Origin of the sequence: Rugamonas sp. DEMB1 (assembly GCF_029834475.1) — a bacterium.
Classification (GTDB): Bacteria; Pseudomonadota; Gammaproteobacteria; order Burkholderiales; family Burkholderiaceae_D; genus Rugamonas; species Rugamonas rubra.
In genome coordinates this window covers 3,566,599-3,583,370 of record NZ_CP122407.1, presented here as the reverse complement: position 1 = coordinate 3,583,370, position 16,772 = coordinate 3,566,599, and the positions used below count along the sequence as shown (strand labels likewise).

19 protein-coding genes are annotated in these 16,772 nt (G+C 65.9%); 9 read left to right on the top strand and 10 right to left on the bottom strand.

Going from position 1 to position 16,772, the window contains the following annotated elements; translation table 11 throughout:
- Positions 1-45: 45 nt before the first annotated feature.
- Entirely contained in the window at positions 46-1,458 is a 1,413-nt protein-coding gene (locus QC826_RS16195) for a hypothetical protein (RefSeq protein WP_279761563.1), read from the bottom strand.
- Positions 1,459-1,548: 90 nt separating this feature from the next.
- Positions 1,549-2,019: a hypothetical protein gene (locus QC826_RS16190; RefSeq protein ID WP_279761562.1), complete on the bottom strand. Its 471-nt coding sequence runs from the start codon at positions 2,017-2,019 to the stop codon at positions 1,549-1,551.
- A 452-nt stretch (positions 2,020-2,471) separates the two neighbouring features.
- Between QC826_RS16190 and QC826_RS16185 the strand changes: the two genes are divergently transcribed.
- The 3 genes from QC826_RS16185 (at position 2,472) to QC826_RS16175 (ending at position 4,127) form a co-directional block, all read left to right on the top strand.
- Positions 2,472-3,332, top strand: coding sequence for an NAD-dependent protein deacetylase (locus tag QC826_RS16185; protein WP_279761561.1), 861 nt, complete (start codon positions 2,472-2,474; stop codon positions 3,330-3,332).
- An 82-nt stretch (positions 3,333-3,414) separates the two neighbouring features.
- Entirely contained in the window at positions 3,415-3,705 is a 291-nt protein-coding gene (locus QC826_RS16180) for a hypothetical protein (RefSeq protein WP_279761560.1), read from the top strand.
- A 26-nt stretch (positions 3,706-3,731) separates the two neighbouring features.
- Positions 3,732-4,127, top strand: a complete 396-nt coding sequence (locus tag QC826_RS16175; RefSeq protein WP_279761559.1) for a hypothetical protein — start codon at positions 3,732-3,734, stop codon at positions 4,125-4,127.
- A gap of 34 nt (positions 4,128-4,161) precedes the next feature.
- Here the strand turns inward: QC826_RS16175 and QC826_RS16170 are convergent, their stop codons facing one another.
- From QC826_RS16170 to smpB, 3 genes are all read right to left on the bottom strand, one after another.
- On the bottom strand, positions 4,162-4,710 hold the full coding sequence (locus QC826_RS16170) for a FlgO family outer membrane protein (RefSeq protein ID WP_093383607.1): 549 nt from the start codon (positions 4,708-4,710) through the stop codon (positions 4,162-4,164).
- Positions 4,711-5,406 (bottom strand): hypothetical protein, encoded by a 696-nt coding sequence (locus QC826_RS16165; protein ID WP_279761558.1) that lies wholly within the window; start codon positions 5,404-5,406, stop codon positions 4,711-4,713.
- Positions 5,407-5,635: 229 nt separating this feature from the next.
- Entirely contained in the window at positions 5,636-6,085 is a 450-nt protein-coding gene (gene smpB / locus QC826_RS16160; RefSeq protein ID WP_093383605.1) for an SsrA-binding protein SmpB, read from the bottom strand.
- Between the two features lie 90 nt (positions 6,086-6,175).
- On the opposite strand from smpB, the gene QC826_RS16155 reads away from it, so the two are divergent.
- Together QC826_RS16155 and QC826_RS16150 are read left to right on the top strand one after the other, a co-directional pair.
- The gene (locus tag QC826_RS16155) at positions 6,176-6,607 is read left to right on the top strand and encodes a type II toxin-antitoxin system RatA family toxin (RefSeq protein ID WP_279761557.1); all 432 of its coding nucleotides are present in this window, start codon (positions 6,176-6,178) and stop codon (positions 6,605-6,607) included.
- Positions 6,600-6,884, top strand: a complete 285-nt coding sequence (locus QC826_RS16150; protein ID WP_279761556.1) for an RnfH family protein — start codon at positions 6,600-6,602, stop codon at positions 6,882-6,884. The genes QC826_RS16155 and QC826_RS16150 overlap by 8 nt, the downstream gene beginning before the upstream one ends.
- Before the next feature lie 83 nt (positions 6,885-6,967).
- Here QC826_RS16150 and QC826_RS16145 read toward each other — a convergent pair whose 3' ends face one another.
- The 5 genes from QC826_RS16145 to QC826_RS16125 all read right to left on the bottom strand — a co-directional run bounded on the left by QC826_RS16145 (position 6,968) and on the right by QC826_RS16125 (position 12,074).
- Entirely contained in the window at positions 6,968-8,029 is a 1,062-nt protein-coding gene (locus QC826_RS16145) for a porin (RefSeq protein WP_279761555.1), read from the bottom strand.
- A gap of 97 nt (positions 8,030-8,126) precedes the next feature.
- A complete protein-coding gene (locus QC826_RS16140) occupies positions 8,127-9,449 on the bottom strand; it encodes an MFS transporter (protein WP_279761554.1) in 1,323 nt (440 codons plus the stop codon).
- A 16-nt stretch (positions 9,450-9,465) separates the two neighbouring features.
- A complete protein-coding gene (locus QC826_RS16135) occupies positions 9,466-10,002 on the bottom strand; it encodes a gluconokinase (protein WP_279761553.1) in 537 nt (178 codons plus the stop codon).
- A gap of 290 nt (positions 10,003-10,292) precedes the next feature.
- The gene (locus QC826_RS16130) at positions 10,293-11,321 is read right to left on the bottom strand and encodes a LacI family DNA-binding transcriptional regulator (protein ID WP_279761552.1); all 1,029 of its coding nucleotides are present in this window, start codon (positions 11,319-11,321) and stop codon (positions 10,293-10,295) included.
- Positions 11,322-11,408: 87 nt separating this feature from the next.
- Complete coding sequence (locus QC826_RS16125) at positions 11,409-12,074, bottom strand: DUF4124 domain-containing protein (RefSeq protein ID WP_279761551.1); 666 nt, start codon at positions 12,072-12,074, stop codon at positions 11,409-11,411.
- 163 nt (positions 12,075-12,237) lie between these two features.
- Here QC826_RS16125 and guaB point away from each other — a divergent pair, with 163 nt between their 5' ends.
- From guaB to QC826_RS16105, 4 genes are all read left to right on the top strand, one after another.
- The gene (gene guaB, locus QC826_RS16120) at positions 12,238-13,701 is read left to right on the top strand and encodes an IMP dehydrogenase (protein ID WP_279761550.1); all 1,464 of its coding nucleotides are present in this window, start codon (positions 12,238-12,240) and stop codon (positions 13,699-13,701) included.
- 154 nt (positions 13,702-13,855) lie between these two features.
- A complete protein-coding gene (gene guaA, locus QC826_RS16115) occupies positions 13,856-15,466 on the top strand; it encodes a glutamine-hydrolyzing GMP synthase (RefSeq protein ID WP_093383583.1) in 1,611 nt (536 codons plus the stop codon).
- Between the two features lie 430 nt (positions 15,467-15,896).
- Entirely contained in the window at positions 15,897-16,232 is a 336-nt protein-coding gene (locus QC826_RS16110; protein WP_409567890.1) for a type II toxin-antitoxin system HicB family antitoxin, read from the top strand.
- 337 nt (positions 16,233-16,569) lie between these two features.
- A complete protein-coding gene (locus tag QC826_RS16105) occupies positions 16,570-16,770 on the top strand; it encodes a hypothetical protein (protein WP_279761548.1) in 201 nt (66 codons plus the stop codon).
- Positions 16,771-16,772: the final 2 nt, after the last annotated feature.

The following is a 16,772-nucleotide window of genomic DNA, read 5'->3' as shown; positions in this document are numbered from 1 at the left end:
CCTTGGCTGGGAAGGCGGCGTTTTTGCTTTGGCCGGCGGCTTGGCTCAGCCCATGGCGGCCAGGTAGCGCAGGCCGCTGATGCTGGGGAAGAAGCAGTAGACGCTGCCGCGCGTGACGATGGTGCGGCCGAAGCCGCCGACCTCCGTGTTGCCGGCGCCCGGAGCCTTGCCGGCGAAGGTGAAGGAACTGGTGGCCGGATCGTTGACGCCGCTGAACACGTCCTGACCGCTGATGTTGAAGGCGGCGTTGCCGTATTTCGCGCCGCCCGGCCCGGTGTCGGCCTGGACGAATTCCGACTGGTTGTTCCACTGGCTGGTGATGAACTCGAACTGGTTGCTCAGGCTGGCGTTGATGAAGTAGCCGACTAGGCCGCGCGGCGGCTGGTCGGGCTTGGCCGGGTCGTAGGCGGGGCCGTAGGGCATGGCCCGGCGCACGATGCGGTGGTGGTCGGCGTCTGTGCCGTTGACCTTGCCGTCGCGCGGGTTGTTGCGGCGGATGTGCGAGCCGATCGGGCACTTCAGGCCCAGGGTGTCGTCGGTGGCGAGCTCGGTCGTGACGTAGTTGAAGTTGTTGAGCTGTTCGTCGGGCAGCACCGGCCCCTCGACCTCGGGCGCCAGCTCCAGCGGATTGCCGTTGCGCCAGCGGCCGCAGAACTTGGCGGCCACCATCTCGCTCGACAGGCCGGTCTGGCCGGCGTATGTTTCAAGCATGGCGTCGAAGGCGGCGACATCCTGCTCGAGGATGCGGAAGGCGGCGTAGCTGCTGTCTTTCGTTAGCTCGTCAGGTGAAACCCGGTATGTTCCGCCGCCCTGGTTGACGTAGCCGAGCAGGAACTCGCCGGTTGCCACCTCCGGCTGGTCGTCCGGCACCATGCGCTTGGCGTCGGGCGCACCTTTGACCTTGGGCTGGGCGATGCTGTCGCGGTAGCCGAAGTGGACCTTGTTGTCGGGCAGGGCGGTGGCGTCCTGCACGTACAGCTCGCGCAGGCTGCCGGTCCAGGCGGCGCGCAGCTGGGCGCTGACCGACTCGAGCACCTCGTGCGAGTCGGTGACCCAGATGCTGAGCAGCATGTGCACCTGGGCGCTGTCGCCCAGTCCGCCCAGCCAGTATTGCGGCGCGCTGCTGCCGGTGTCGCCGATGCGCCGCGCTGTATCGGCGTCGGCGGCACCGTTCTTGAAGGTGCGGTCGAAGTCTTCCATCTGGTCCGCGCCCAGGCCCAGCGCGGCCAGGCCGGTGTAGCTGAAGCTGAGGTTGAGGAAGCAGGGCGGCTTGGGTTCGACGCGCATGGCCGTGGTGACGGCGGGCAGGCCGCCGCTGCCATCGACCAGCGCGGTGATCAGCGCGCGCGCGCCGGCCGGGTCGCCGATACTGAGGACGAAGTGGCGCGCCAGGTCGACGCGGTAGCCGCGCAGGATGGTGCCCTGGACGTTGGCGAAATTGATGGCGGAATCGGCCATGCTGGGTCTCCGGTGGAAACTGTGGGCGAGGGGCGGGCGCCGGGGGGACACCGGCTGCGCCGGTGCGGCGCCCGCAGGAAGGGTGGGGGCTTAGGGTTTAGTCTGGGGGAAAACGGCAAGAATCTTCTGCACCGTTTGCTTGTAGGATTCGTAGAATCCTTCATTGGGGGCGTGCTGCGAGGCATCGTTGACGGTGATGTAGTCTTGGAAGCCCTGCACATGGTCCGCCACCGGGATCAGCGCCTTGCCGCCGACGACGAAGCCGAGCAGCGCGTCGAAGACCGGGCCTAACTGGGTGGCGAAGTCGGAGATATAGGCGTTGAAGTCGCCGTCGTATTCGGTGAAGACGCCGACGACCAGGTTGTCCGAGATATCCGTGCCCGATTTCGGCAACAGGTTGGGCTGCGAACGGTCGAGCATCAGGAGGCGGGAGAAGTGGACGGTGCCGATTTTCTCAAAGGCGGTGTCGATCTCCGTACGGGCCTCATCAAGGGTGGAGGCAACTTCTTTCAGGCTGGTGCCGGGCAGGCAGGGCATGAACAGGCTAAGTGGGCGGGACATGATTTTCCTTTAAGGTTGATTCATCGGATTTCCGACGCTACGCCTGCGCTTGAGGTTTGTCAAAAAGACATTTCACGACGTTGTAAAAAAGGCACTAATTCCATTTTGCAAGTGACGTTGGTGCATTGCAAGAAGGGAGTCGCTCGCGGCGGACCTGGTGGCGCCGGCCGCCGAGTGAAGTCGGTTTGCCGGGCGTGGCGCCGCTCGGCGCCGCGCCGGCGCGGTGCGCCCGCCGCCGCCGCTTGCCGGCGGGCACATGCCATGGATAGACGGCATGGGGCTGGCTTGCGGGGCGCAAGCCGCCCCCATGGCCGATGTGGCGCTTAGTGCAAGTCGATGCGGCCGTACTGGCTGGTTCAAGGCCGGGCGCACAATCTGTCCCGACACTACACCAGCACCGGCCCGCCCGGCGCCACGGTCCGCCGCGCCGCTTGGTGTTAGCATGAAGGCCTATGAGCGACATCGACCGTATCGACCATCTGGCGCCGCTGGCCGCCTTCCTGCAAGCGCATCCCCGCGTGCTGGCGCTGACCGGCGCCGGCATGAGCACGGCCTCCGGCATTCCCGACTACCGCGACCAGGACGGCGTGCGGCGCGGCCGCCTGCCGGTGCAGGGGCCGGAGTTCCGCCGCTGCGAGGCGGTGCGCCGGCGCTACTGGGCGCGCAGCATGGTCGGCTGGCCGACGCTGGCGCGGGCGGCGCCGAACGCCGGCCATCTGGCGCTGGCGGCGCTGGAGCAGGGCGGGGCGCTGGGCGGCCTGATCACGCAGAACGTCGACGGCCTGCACCAGCGCGCCGGCAGCCGCCGTTTGATCGAGCTGCACGGCAACATCCACGGCGTGGTCTGCCTCGACTGCCGCGCCGAGCATCCGCGCGCGGCGATCCAGGCGGCGCTGGTCGCGGCCAACCCGGCCCTGGCGCGGGCGCTGGCGCGGCCCTTGCCGGACGGCGACGCGCAGATCGAGCCGGACGCGCTGGACGACTTCCGGCCGCCGTGCTGCCGCCACTGCGGCGGCACGTTGCAGCCGGACGTGGTCTTCTTCGGCGACAACGTGCCGCCGCCGCGCACCGCCGCCGCGCTGGCCATGCTGGAGCAGGCCGACGCGCTGCTGGTGGTGGGCTCCTCGCTGATGGTGTTTTCCGGTTTCCGCTTCTGCAAGCTGGCGGCCGAGTCCGGCAAGCCCATCGTCGCCATCAACGTCGGCAAGACGCGGGCCGACGAGTTGCTGGCGCTGAAAGTGCAGCTGTCGGCCGAATCGGTTCTGCCGGGTCTGGTTCGGCGGCTGGGGCTGGCGCCGGTCGCGGGCGAATAGCGCCGAAAAGCCGCGCCGCTTTGGCTTTTGTCTAAGTTCGCCGTCCCGTTTGCGCTATACCTGTGCTGACACGGGAGGCCCTATGGACATCAACAATTTGAACGAAGCGTTTGCCGGCGGGCAGTTCCACTTCGTCGTCAGCGACGGCGCGCGGCCCATCCACATCGAGGTCTACGTCGACGGCGCGCCGCTGATGCACGAGGACTGCGACGATCCTCCCTGCCACGAGATGGTGTTCATTCCGTCCGGCGCGCGCGGCTCCGAGCTGTGGGTGGTGGCGCGCGACGCCGACGGCGCCCTGGCGCAACGCACCTTCCGTGTCGGCACCCCCGACCCCAGCGCGGGCGGCGTGCTGGTGGGCGCCACCCGCTGACTGCGCCACCTCATGGAGCACAGCGCATGCAAAATTTTCTCGCCGAACTGGCCAAGCTGACGCCGGGCGTGCTGGCGGCGCTGGCCGCGCTGGCCGGCGCCAGCGGCGCGGTGCTCGCCGCGCTGATCGGCAAGCTGCTGGTCACGCCCATGCTGGGCGCGCGCGACCGCCAGGACCGCGAGGCGGAGTGGCGCAAGCACGCGCTGGAACTGACCAAGCTGGATCTGGAGCGCAAGCTCAAGTCGGGGCGCGACCTGCGGGCCCAGCCGCTACGGCCGAGCATCCTGGACTTTCTGGCCAACTATCGGGATTTGCAGGAATTGGGCAAGCGCTCGCCCAAGGATTTGTACAACACCATTCTGTCGAAACGGCTGGCGGGGCGGCCTGCGCCGCCGCCGGTGGACTGCGACGAGGCCGACTAGCCGCACGGGCGCCGGCCGCGTCCGTCGGCGCTAATCAGTTGCGCAGCAGCATGGAGCGCACGATGCCCTCCTTGGCCAGCACGTAGTCGTGTCCGGCCAGCACGAAGTTGGTGTTGGGCTGGATCACCTTGATGTTGATGAACACCATGTCGCTGGTTTCGGCGTAGGAACCGACCACGATGGCCTGGGCGTGGTGGGTCTGCGCCACGTCGCCGATTTCGCGGGTGAGCATCAGCTCGCCCTGGTTGCGCTTCATGTAGACGCTGTTGCGCAGCTTCATCTCCAACATGTTCAGGCCGCCCTGCGACAGCCGGGTGGAGATTTCCTCCGACACCAGGCGGCCCAGCGTGGTGGTCTGCTCGAGCGCGTCGATGTTGACCACGGTGGCCATGATCAGCGGCTTGTCGGCGGTCAGCTTGCCGCTCAGCTGCTGCAGCAGGGTGTCGGCCGCCTTGTAGTTCGAGGCGATAAATTGGTTCGACGAGATGGTCGAATAATTCGGCTCGTCCTTCGGCGTGGTCGAGCAGGCCGCCAGCAGCAGCGGCAGGGCCAGTACGGACAGGGAGGCCAGTTTTTTCGTCATTTAGCGTTCTCCGCGCAGCTGGTAGGTCTTGCTCAATTGGGGCAGCTCGGGTTCCTTGTCGATGATGCCGTACAGCACGCGGTCGCTGTCGGTCACATAGTAGGCCGAGGTGTTGCGCGCGAAGTAGCGGTACTGGTCCGACACGGACACTGTAATGATGAGCTCGGTGCGCGGCGTGGCGCCGGGCGCGAACTGGTCGTTGAACCAGGAGTAGGCGTCTTGGGCGCCGACGCCGGCGGCTGCGGCCAGCAGCAGCGGCGGCTCGATCTCGCTCAGCACGAAGACGCCGGCGGCCAGCGCGCCGTGCTCGCCATGGTAGCGGTATTGCGGCCGGTCGGCGGTGAAGGTGACGGCCTGCACGTCGAGGTCGATCTTCAGCGAGCCGGCGGCCGATTTGGACACCGTGTAGCCGTCGTTGACCAGCGAGGTGATCAGCTGGGTGTTCAGCGCGCGCTGGAAGGGGCTGGGGTTGGGCGCCTCGTTGATGAACAGCGGACGCGGCGGATTCTTCTTCAGCTCGGCCAGCATGTTTTTCTCGATATGCCCGGCGATCGTGCCCCAGTGGCTGGCCGCCTGCAGCTTGACCTGCTGGCTGGCGGGGAAGTTGGTCGCCTGCGGCACGGGCGAGAAGCGCGCCGCACATCCGGCCAAGATCAGGCCGGCCACTATCGCTGCTCCGGTTTTCAGCACCATCATGCCCTCGTCAAAGTCTAAAGTGAACAGCCCATTCTACCCCCGGCTTGCCGGGGCGAAAAAGGGTAATTTCCTCCGGCCAGTGTAGCACGGATGTTTCTATTTGGAAATTCACAACAGAACAAAAGCTTGCGCTTTGTGCGCTTCGGACAGACTAAACACACCGCCCGGGCCGGCCGGCGGCCCGGCACGGCGGCGCTGCGGCCGGGCGCCGCGCCCGGCGCCGGGTAGCTTAGCGGCGGTTTTGCTTCATCGCCGCGGCGACTTCGCGGGCGCCGTCGCGGTCGCGCTCGGTGGCGCGCTTGTCGTGCATCTTCTTGCCCTTGGCCAGGCCGATCTCGCATTTGACGCGGCCGCCCTTGTAGTGCAGGTTGAGCGGCACCAGGGTGTAGCCGGAGCGCTCGACCTTGCTGATCAGCTTGTCCATCTCGGTGCGGTGCAGCAGCAGCTTGCGGGTGCGCACGGCCTCCGGGTGGATGTGGGTGGAGGCGGTCGGCAGGGCGCTGATGTGGGCACCGAACAGGAACAGCTCGTCGCCACGGATGGTGACGTAGGCTTCCTTGATCTGCACGCGGGCGTCGCGGATGGCCTTGACTTCCCACCCCTCCAGCACGATGCCCGCTTCGTAGCGGTCCTCGATGAAGTAGTCGTGGAAGGCTTTTTTGTTATCAGCTATGGTCATGAGATGGTAAATAGTAGGCGCGGGTCGGTTAAACTACTGTTTCGCGCCAAAAGTCGCGAATAATTCAACATCATAGCAAACGGTTACACAATGGCAGTAGTACATAAATCGGTTTTCCTGGGATACAGCGCGGAACAAATGTTCGATCTGGTGGCCAAGGTCGAGGATTACCCCAAATTTCTGCCATGGTGCGGCGGTGTCGAGGTCAAGGAGCGGGGCGAGAACACGGTGGTGGCCAGCCTGGGCATCCATTACCACGGCATACGCCAGAGTTTTACCACATCCAACGTCAACACGCCCTCGACCAGCATCAAGATGCGGCTGGTGGACGGTCCTTTCAAGACCCTCGACGGCACCTGGACCTTCAAGGCGCTGCGCGAGGACGCCTGCAAGATCGAGCTGGACCTGCACTACGAGTTTTCCAGCATCATACTGGAGCAACTGATCGGCCCGGTGTTCGGCATGATCGCCAACAGCATGGTCGATTGCTTCTGCAAACGGGCGGAGACGGTGTATGGCTGAGCTAATCCAGGTGCAGGTGTGTTTCGCCGGCGCCACCGCGCAATGGCTGCGCGACTTGACGGTCGAGGCCGGCACCACGCTGGAGCAGGCCGTCGCCGCCAGCGGCCTGCTGGCCGAGGCGCCGGAGATCGACCTGGCGACCATGCCGGTCGGCATCTTCAGCAAGAAGAAGACGCTCGACACGGTGCTGCGCGAACACGACCGGGTGGAAATCTACCGCCCGCTGGTCGCCGACCCGAAACACGCCCGCCGCCGGCGCAAGGCCGGCGCGGCCTGAGTTCGCCGGCTGCAAGGAACAAATAGAAGGGCGCGCCACCGGTCGACGGTGGCGCGCCCTTTTTGATTTTCAATAGCCGCAGCTTAGAAGCGGTGGCGCAGGCCGGCGGTGAACTGCTTGTTGCCGGTGCCCGGCTCCTCGCTGTTGCCCTCGGTGTAGGCGGCGCCGTTCTGGTTGCGGATCAGCGCGTAGGAGGTGTAGACGTCGGTGCGCTTCGACAGCGCGTACATATACGCCAGCGCGAACTGCTGGGCGTCCTGGTTCAGCGCGCCCTTGTCGTTCTTGCGCACATAACTTGCCACCACGGTGCTGGCGCCCAGCGGCACGGACAGGCCCAGCTGCAGGGAGTTGCTGTCGGTCGAGGCCGTTGGCGCCTTGCCGCCGAAGGTGGCCGCCGCGTTGTTCAAGGTCGAGCTGTTCAGGCCCTTGTCGACGCCGAAGCCGAAGTAGGCCTTGGCCGCGCCGAAGTCGTAGTTGGCGCCGAGCAGGGTGTTGCGCGCCGACTCGGTGTTGAGCAGGCTGGCCGTGTCGTTGTTGCGGTGGTGGTAGGCCAGGCGCACGGTCAGCGGGCCGTTGCTGTAGCCGACCGAGCCGCCCATGGCGCGGCCGGCGGCGTTGTCGCCGGCCACCTCGCCGGCCACAAGCATGGCGTCGGCGCTGAAGCCGTTGACGGCGTTGCTGCGGTAGAGGATGGAGTTGCTGGCGCGGAAGGCGGTCGCCGCCATCAGGTTGTTCGAGCGGGCGATGCCGTTGCGCAAGGGATCGACCACGGTGTTGAGGGTGGTGAACAGCGGCGTGTCCTGCAGGCCCAGCGAGACGGCGCCGAAGTTGCCGCGCAGGCCGACGGCGCTGTTGCGGCCGAACAGGGTGTTGCTCTGCGTCGAGCTGCCGTTGTCTGCGTGAATGCCGCCCTCGAGCACGAAGAAGGCTGCCATGCCGCCGCCCAGGTAGTCGCTGCCGCGCCAGCCCCAGCGGCTCTGCGTGGCCATGCCGCTGGTCAGCCGGGTGGCGCTGCCGGCGACGCCGCCACGGTCCTGCGAGATGCCGACGTCCATCACGCCATAGAATGCAACATTGCTTTGGGCTGCGGCCGAGCCGCAGAAAATCAGGGCGAGCGCTGCCGCCGCAGGGATGCGTTGTGTCATACGAGTGTCTCCGGAAAGGAAGGGAAGGGCGGGCGCCGGCCCGGCCCATAGACGGCTGTGTTCGCCGCTTGGCGCCGGGCTTGCGCCGCTGGGAAAATCAGCGCGCCGGTGCGGGCGCCGGTGCGGCCGGTGCGGGATCGGGGATCGGTTCGATCTTGCCGAGCACGAAGACGAAGGAGATGATGCCGATCACCAGGATCACGCCGGCCACCAGGAAGGCGTTGGCGAAGGAGTTGGTGGCGCCGACGATCACGCCGGTGACGATCGGCGCGGCAGCGCCCATCAGGTTGTTGGCGAAGTTCATGATGCCGCCGATGGTGCCGGCGCCGCCCTTGGGGGCGATCAGCGAGGGCAGCGACCAGCCGACCGGCGCGGCCGAGGCCAGGCCGCCCAGGGCGATCGAGATCCAGACGATGGCCCAGACCGGGTCGGTGGTCTGGGTGGCGCCGAACACGGCCAGGCCGAACAGCATGCCGATGATCAGTACGCTTTTACGCACGACGGACTCGTCCTTGCCCTTGGCGATCAGATGGTCGATCAGCCAGCCGCCAACGAACAGGTCGGTGGCGGTGGCCACGGCCCAGGGGATGGCGGCGAAGCCGGCCGATTTCAGTATGCTCATGTGCATGGTCTGCACCAGGTAGCCGGGCAGCCAGGTGAGGAACAGGTAGAAGGAGTAGCCGTAGGCGGCGAAGCCGATGGTCAGGCCCCAGACCTTGGACTTGGTCAACAGATAGCCGAGCATGTTGACGGCGCCCGCCTCGGACGGGCCTTCCGGCGAGGCGCCGCCGGACTGGATGTAGTGCAGCTCCTCCTTCGACAGCTTGGGGTCGGCGCTCGGGTCGCGGTACAGCACGAAGAAGGCGATGAAGTAGCTGAAGCTGAGCAGGGCGGTCAGACCGAAGCCCCAGCGCCAGCCGAAGGTGACGATGGTGACGGCGATCAGCGGCACGCCGATGACGTTGGAGAACTTGGCGGCGGCGTCGAAGATCGCCGTGGCCATGCCGCGCTCGCCGCGCGGGAACCAGTAGCCGGTGGCCTTGGCGCTGACCGGGAAGGCGGGCGCCTCGGCCACGCCGAGCAGGATGCGGGCGAAGAAGATGCCGGCGAAGCCGCTGGAGAAGGCGGTGATGACCGAGGCCACGCCCCACAGGAAGGCGCCCCAGCGGCCGACGCGGGTCGGGCCGAAGCGGTCGATCACCATACCGACCGGAATTTGCAGCAGCGAGTAGGACCAGGCGAAGGCGCTGAACAGCAGGCCCAGCTCGACCGGCGTCAGGTCGAACATCTCCTTGATCTGCGGCGCGGCGACGGACAGGCCGATGCGGTCGATGTAGTTGATCAGTACGCCCATGCCGAGCAGGGCGCCGATGCCCCAGCGGCGTTTGGGGATTTTTTTCTTCTGTGTGACGGTGTTCATGGTGTCTCCTTCTGGATTATAGGATGGCGGACCGAGCTGGCTGGGCGGCCGAGTGCAGGATGTCGGCGACCAGTTGCCGCGGCGTGCGGGTCAGGTCGAGCAACACGCCGGCCTCGTCGGCCTGCAATGGTTCGAGGTCGCGCAACTGGCTGTCGAGCAGCGACGGCGGCATGTAGTGGCCGACCCGGGCCTGCATGCGCTCGGCGATGACCGCGCGCGCTCCGCTCAGGTGGGCGAAGCGCAGGCCGGGATCGCCGGCCCGTAGCAGGTCGCGGTAGCGCCGCTTCAGCGCCGAGCAGGACAGCACCAGGCCGCGTTGCTGCTGCGCCGCCTGGGCGATGCGTTGTTGCAGGGTCAGCAGCCAGTCGGCGCGGTCGCTGTCGGTCAGCGGGGTGCCGGCGGCCATCTTGGCGACGTTGGCGGCGCTGTGCAGGCTGTCGCCTTCGAGGAAGTCGACGCCCAGCGCGGTGGCCAGGCCCTGTCCGATTGCGCTCTTGCCGCAGCCGCTGACGCCCATGACGACCCAGCGTGCTTGTCTCGTTGTTGTGCTCATGTCTCGTGGCTATCTTGGTGAGGTTGCTGTTGTGTTGCCGGGTACTGCTGTTACGGCTCAATGTTAGCGCTAACATAGAGATCGGAGTGTAGTCCGTGGCCCGGATTTGTAAAGAAGATTCGATGCTGCGGCGCAGCAAGCCGGCGCCCGCGAATGCTCCCGCGGCGCGGCGCCAGTGTGCGCCCCGTCATGGGGGAATTGGCGCCTGTGGCGGTAGGTGGAGAGTGCCGCCGGGGTGGGCCGGCGGCCTGGGCGATATCAATCCCGCTGTTGTGCTTTCGCCACGAAGATCAGGCGCTCTCGCGCGCCATCAGCGTGAAGCCCAGGTCGATCTGCGTCGCCGCCGGCGTTTCGCCTTTGATGACGGCGCGCAGCAGCTTGGCCGCCTCGAAGCCGATCTGGTAGCGCGGCGTGCCCACCGTGGTCACCGAGGGGTTGATCCAGGCCGAGGCGGGCAGGTCGTTGAAGCCGCAGATGGCCAGCCTGCCCGGCACGGCGATGCCGAGGCGCTGGCACTGGTAGATGGCGCCGTGGGCCAAGTCGTCGTTGCAGCAGAATACGGCGTCGCAGTCGGGCGCCTGCGCCAGCATGCGCTCGACCAGCTCGGCGCCGAGCGCGATGGTGGACGGATCGGGCACCATCAGCTCCAGTTGCGGGTCGGCCAGGCCGGCCTCGCGCATCGCCTGGCGGTAGCCGTCGGCGCGCTTCAGGGTGCGCTCGTCGAGCTGGGCGCCGATGAAGCCGATGCGGCGGTGGCCCTTGTCGATCAGGTAGCGGGTCATCGCCTGGCCGGCCTGCACCTGCGAAAAGCCGACCGACAACTGGGCCGGGTCGGTCGACATGTCCATCATCGAGACGATGGGCACGCGCGACGAGGTCAGCATCTGTTGCACGCGCGGGCTGTGGTTCAGGCCGGACAACAGGATGCCGTCCGGATTCGACTGCAGGTAGATGCCGAGCAGCTTCTCCTCCTCGGCGTCGGAGTAGCGCGTGTTGCCGATCAGGATCTGGTAGTTGTCGGCGTCGAGGGCGTCCTGGATGCCGGCCAGCACCTCGGTGAACACCGCGTTCGACAGCGACGGCACCAGCACGGCGATGACCTTGGACTCGGCGGAGGCGAGGGCGCGGGCGGCGCGGTTGGGCACATAGCCGAGCTCGGCCACGGCCTGTTCGACGCGGGTGCGCAGCGTTTCCGACACCAGGTCGGGCTGGGTGATGGCGCGCGAGGCCGTCATCGTCGCCACGCCGGCCAGCTGGGCCACGGCGGCGAGGGTCACGCGGCCGCTGGCGCGGCTCTTGGTTTGCTGAGTCTTGGTCATGCCTGGAATGAATTGTTGGTCGATTGCCATATCATAGAGGCAATCGGCGCGCGCCGCAGCAGTAAAGCGCGATACCGCGCCTGCTGCCTATTGGCACTGCGCCAGCACCTGCTTGTTTTTCTTCGCCGACTCGGCCCGTTCGGCCTCGCTCATGAAGCCGCGTACGCCGTTCTTGTCGTAGGTGCTCATGCGCACGCCTTGATCGAGGGCGCGCTGGTTGTTGCGGGCGTTCTCGCAGTTGGCGGCGATCTCGGCCTTGCGGGCGCTGTCCTCGCCGGCCTGTTGCGCCGCCAGCGCCGCCTCCGCCTTGCGCTTGTTGTAGGCGGCGTTGCGTTCGCCCAGCGTCGGCGCCGGTTTGGCGGCGGGCGCCTCGGCGGCGCCGGCCGGGTTGTCGCCGTCGGCGCCGTTCTCGCCGGCTGTGTCGGCGGCAGGATTGAGCTTGTCCTTGCCGGGCGCCTTCAGGATGCGCTTCTGCGGCACCGACGGCGGCGGCGGACGGTCCGACAGTTGCTTGACCCCCTTGTCGTCGATCCACACATACTGCGCCGCCGCTTGGCCGCAGGCCGCCAGCAGCAGGGCGCCGGCCAGCCACGCCGCCGCGCGCGGCCGGGCCAATGGCGTCGGCGTCGGCGTGGCCGTCGCGGCCGTCGTTGCCGGCGTCGCCCGCGTCGCCCGCGCCGAAGCCGCCGCTGCGGGCGCCGCCTTTGCCGCTGCGCTCGCCGCCGCCGGGCCTGCTGCTCTGTCTGGTTTCATGCTGTGCTTTCCGTGAGGAAGGGGGCGTTGCCTGTCTGCGATTTCGCCATGATTCGCAGCGAGTGTCAATCGCCATGCGGCCTGCGGGGCAGATTTTTCCAAGATGCAAGGACGGCGCCCTAGATTTTCTGTATAATCTGCTTTTGCGCCAATAGGAAATGCTATGCGTCTACTTCAAAAAGCACTCACCTTCGATGATGTGCTCCTCGTCCCAGCGTACTCGAATGTTCTGCCTGTCGATACGTCCCTCAAAACTCGCCTGACCCGCAACATTTCGTTGAACATCCCCCTGCTGTCCGCAGCGATGGATACCGTCACCGAAGCCCGTCTGGCGATCGCCATGGCGCAAGAGGGTGGCATCGGCATCATCCACAAGAATCTGAACCCGAAAGACCAGGCCCGTGAAGTAGCCCGCGTCAAACGTTTCGAGGCCGGCGTGCTGCGCGACCCGATCACCATCCCGCCAGAGATGAAGATCCGCGACGTCATCAAGCTGACCGAACAGTATGGCATCTCCGGCTTCCCCGTGGTCGAAGGCAAGGTCGTGGTCGGCATCATCACCAACCGCGACCTGCGTTTCGAACAGGAACTCGACGCCGAAGCCCGCGCCAAGATGACCCCGCGCGAGAAGCTGGTCTACGTGATGGAGGGCGCCGACACGGTCGAAGCCAAGCGTCTGATGAACAAGCACCGCCTCGAGCGCGTGCTGGTGGTCAACGAGGCCTTCGAGCTGCGCGGCCTGATCACCGTCAAGGACATCCAGAAGTCGACCGAGCACCCGCTGGCGTCCAAGGATTCGCAGGGCAAGCTGCTGGTCGGCGCCGCCGTCGGCGTTGGCGCCAAGGATGAAGAGCGCATCGAGCTGCTGGTCGCCGCCGGCGTCGACGTGCTGGTGGTCGACACCGCCCACGGCCACTCGCAGGGCATCCTCGACCGCGTCAAATGGATCAAGACCAAGTTCCCCCACGTTGACGTCATCGGCGGCAACATCGCCACCGCCGCCGCCGCCCTGGCGCTGGTCGAGCACGGCGCCGACGCGGTCAAGGTCGGCATCGGCCCCGGCTCGATCTGCACCACCCGCATCGTCGCCGGTGTCGGCGTGCCGCAGATCACCGCCATCTCCAACGTCGCCGAGGCGCTGGCCGGCACCGGCGTGCCCTGCATCGCCGACGGCGGCATCCGCTTCTCGGGCGACATCTCCAACGCCCTGGCCGCCGGCGCCTCGACCGTGATGATGGGTTCGATGTTCGCCGGCACCGAAGAGGCGCCGGGCGAGGTCATCCTGTACCAGGGCCGCAGCTACAAGTCCTACCGCGGCATGGGTTCGCTGGGCGCGATGTCGGACGGCTCGGCCGACCGCTACTTCCAGGACGCCACCATGAAGGCCGACAAGTTCGTGCCCGAGGGTATCGAAGGCCGCGTCGCCTACAAGGGCAGCGTGCTGGCGATCATCTTCCAGCTGGTCGGCGGCGTGCGCCAATCGATGGGCTACTGCGGTTGCGCCACCATCGACGAGCTGCGCGAAAAAGCCGAGTTCGTCGAGATCACCTCGGCCGGCATGCGCGAATCGCACGTCCACGACGTGCAAATCACCAAGGAAGCGCCGAACTACCGTTCCGGCGACTAAGCCTTGGCAGCACGCCGGCGGCGCCTTCGCGCCGCCGGCGTGGCCAGTTTTGCGGCGCGGACCGTTGCGGTCCCGCCAACAGCGCGGCCCGCGCCATGTCTGCGGCGGGCCGGCTATTCCGCAGCGACATCATCATTTTTAAAGCATCCAACCCATGCACTCTAAAATCCTCATCCTCGATTTCGGCTCCCAAGTCACCCAGCTGATCGCCCGCCGCGTGCGCGACTCCGGCGTGTTCTCCGAAGTGTTCCCCTACGACGTCAGCGACGAGTTCGTGCGCAACTACGGCGCCGCCGGCGTGATCCTGTCGGGCAGCCACAGCTCGACCTTGGAAGGCGACGCGCCGCGCGCGCCGCAGGCCGTGTTCGAGCTGGGGGTGCCGGTGCTGGGCATCTGCTACGGCATGCAAACCATGGCGGCCCAGCTGGGCGGCAAGACCGAGAACGGCCTGGTGCGCGAATTCGGCTACGCCGAGATGCGCGCCCGCAGCCACACCAAGCTGCTCGACGGCATCAACGACTTCGTCACCGACGAGGGCCACGGCATGCTGAAAGTATGGATGAGCCACGGCGACAAGGTCACCGAGCTGCCGCCCGGCTTCGTGCTGATGGGCGACACGCCGAGCTGCCCGATCGCCGCCATGGCCGACGAGGCGCGCCGCTTCTACGCCCTGCAGTTCCATCCGGAAGTGACCCACACCCAGCAGGGCAAGGCCATGCTGGGCCGCTTCGTGCACGAGATCTGCGGTTGCAAGTCGGACTGGAACATGCCCGACTACATCTCCGAGGCGGTCGAGAAGATCCGCGCCCAGGTCGGCAGCGACGACGTCATCCTCGGCCTGTCCGGCGGTGTCGACTCGTCGGTGGCCGCCGCGCTGATCCACCGCGCCATCGGCGACCAGCTGACCTGCGTCTTCGTCGACCACGGCCTGCTGCGCCTGGACGAGGGCAAGATGGTGATGGACATGTTCGCCAAGAACCTCGGCGTCAAGGTCATCCGCGTCGACGCCGAAGAGCAGTTCATGGGCCACCTGGCCGGCGTCAGCGATCCCGAGCAGAAGCGCAAGATCATCGGCCGCGAGTTCGTCGAAGTGTTCCAGGTCGAATCGGGCAAGCTGGTCAACGCCAAGTGGCTGGCCCAGGGCACCATCTACCCGGACGTGATCGAGTCGGCCGGCAAGGGCAAGAAGGGCCAGACCATCAAGAGCCACCACAACGTCGGTGGCCTGCCCGAGACGATGAAGCTGAAGCTGCTCGAGCCGCTGCGCGAGCTGTTCAAGGACGAGGTGCGCAAGCTGGGCGTGGCCCTGGGCCTGCCGCACGACATGGTCTACCGCCATCCGTTCCCCGGCCCGGGCCTGGGCGTGCGCATCCTCGGCGAGGTGAAGAAGGACTTCGCCGACCTGCTGCGCCGCGCCGACGCGATCTTCATCGAAGAGCTGCGCAACACCCCCTACGAGTTCGTCGCCGGCCAGGCCGTCGACCACGAGCAGATTCCGCTCAACTGGTACGAGGCGACCAGCCAAGCCTTCGCCGTGTTCCTGCCGGTCAAGTCGGTCGGCGTGATGGGCGACGGCCGCACCTACGAGTACGTGGTGGCGCTGCGCGCCGTGCAGACCCAGGACTTCATGACGGCGCACTGGGCGCACCTGCCGCACGCGCTGCTGGGCAAGGTGTCGAACCGCATCATCAACGAGGTGCGCGGCATCAACCGGGTGGTCTACGACATCAGCGGCAAGCCGCCGGCGACCATCGAGTGGGAATGATTTCCGGTCCGGCGGCATAACGCCGGACCCGCCGGTTCAAACGACCAAGCCCTTGATTTTCAGGGGCTTTTTTCGTATTTTGGCCGGCGCCGCGGCAAACGATTCGCCGCACCTTGAGCTGAGTCCGGCCCCAACGGCGCGCACCAGTGGCACGCCGCTGTGCTGCGCGCCGAAAGCTTCGTTTTGCTCGAATGTAGGCGTGAAACCAGCTTTAGCCCTTATCGGAGCATGGATTGATACCATTTTCTGCTACCATTGTGCGATGAGACGCAAGCACCAACGTACGTTGGAGTTAATTCCCGCGCGTTCTGGTGCGCTTGTTTGGCGAGCGGCGCGTGTTTCACCGGCCACATCCGGAACCGGTGACGGATAAGGGAGCGTTGGTGTCCATCCGAAAATGGTTCGAGGATCAAGGAGTTAAGCCATGAATATGCAAAATACGATGACCATTGGCGGCTACCATGCCTTGATTACATTCGATTCCGACATTCAGATGTTCCGGGGGGAATTTCTTGGGCTGAATGGCGGGGCGGATTTCTACGCCAAGGATGTCAAAGGATTGCAAAGAGAAGGCGGGATTTCACTGAAGATTTTTCTCGACGCGTGCGCCGAAGACGGCGTCGAACCGCGCAAACAATTTTCCGGCAAGTTCTCTCTGCGGGTCGACCCTTCCATACATGAGGCGGCGACAATCGCTGCCGCCGCCCACGGAAAGAGCCTAAATCAATGGGCCGAAGACGTGTTACGTCAGGCGGCTTTGGCCTGAGCCGCGTGCGCATGGTATTTGCATGGCATCGTACTCCGGCAGCTTTGCTAAGTTTTTGATTTATTGGTGAATTTTTTGCTCGTTGATGATCGAGTGGGAATGATTTCCGGTCCGGCGGCATAACGCCGGACCCGCCGGTTCAAACGACCAAGCCCTTGATTTTCAGGGGCTTTTTTCGTATTTTGGCCGGCGCCGCGGCAAACGATTCGCCGCACCTTGAGCGGAGTCCGGTCCCGCAAGCAGTGTCGATATCAAATGGGAAAAAGTAGCCAATTTGAAATATTTATTGTAGGATATTATTTCCATGGCCGTGGGGCCATTTCTACGTGGAGAAAAGATGAAAGTGAAACTCATCATTGCAGGTCTGCTGGCAGCGGCCTGCACCGCCAGCGCTTTTGCCGGTCCGGCGCCGTACCAGTGGTATCAAAGCCGGGTGACCGGCGAGCGCGTATGTGCCAATGCCTATATGGGCAGCGGCTGGGTGGTGCAACCGCAACTGGGCTCATTCAAAGATGCCCAATGCAGCATCCCTAAGTAAAA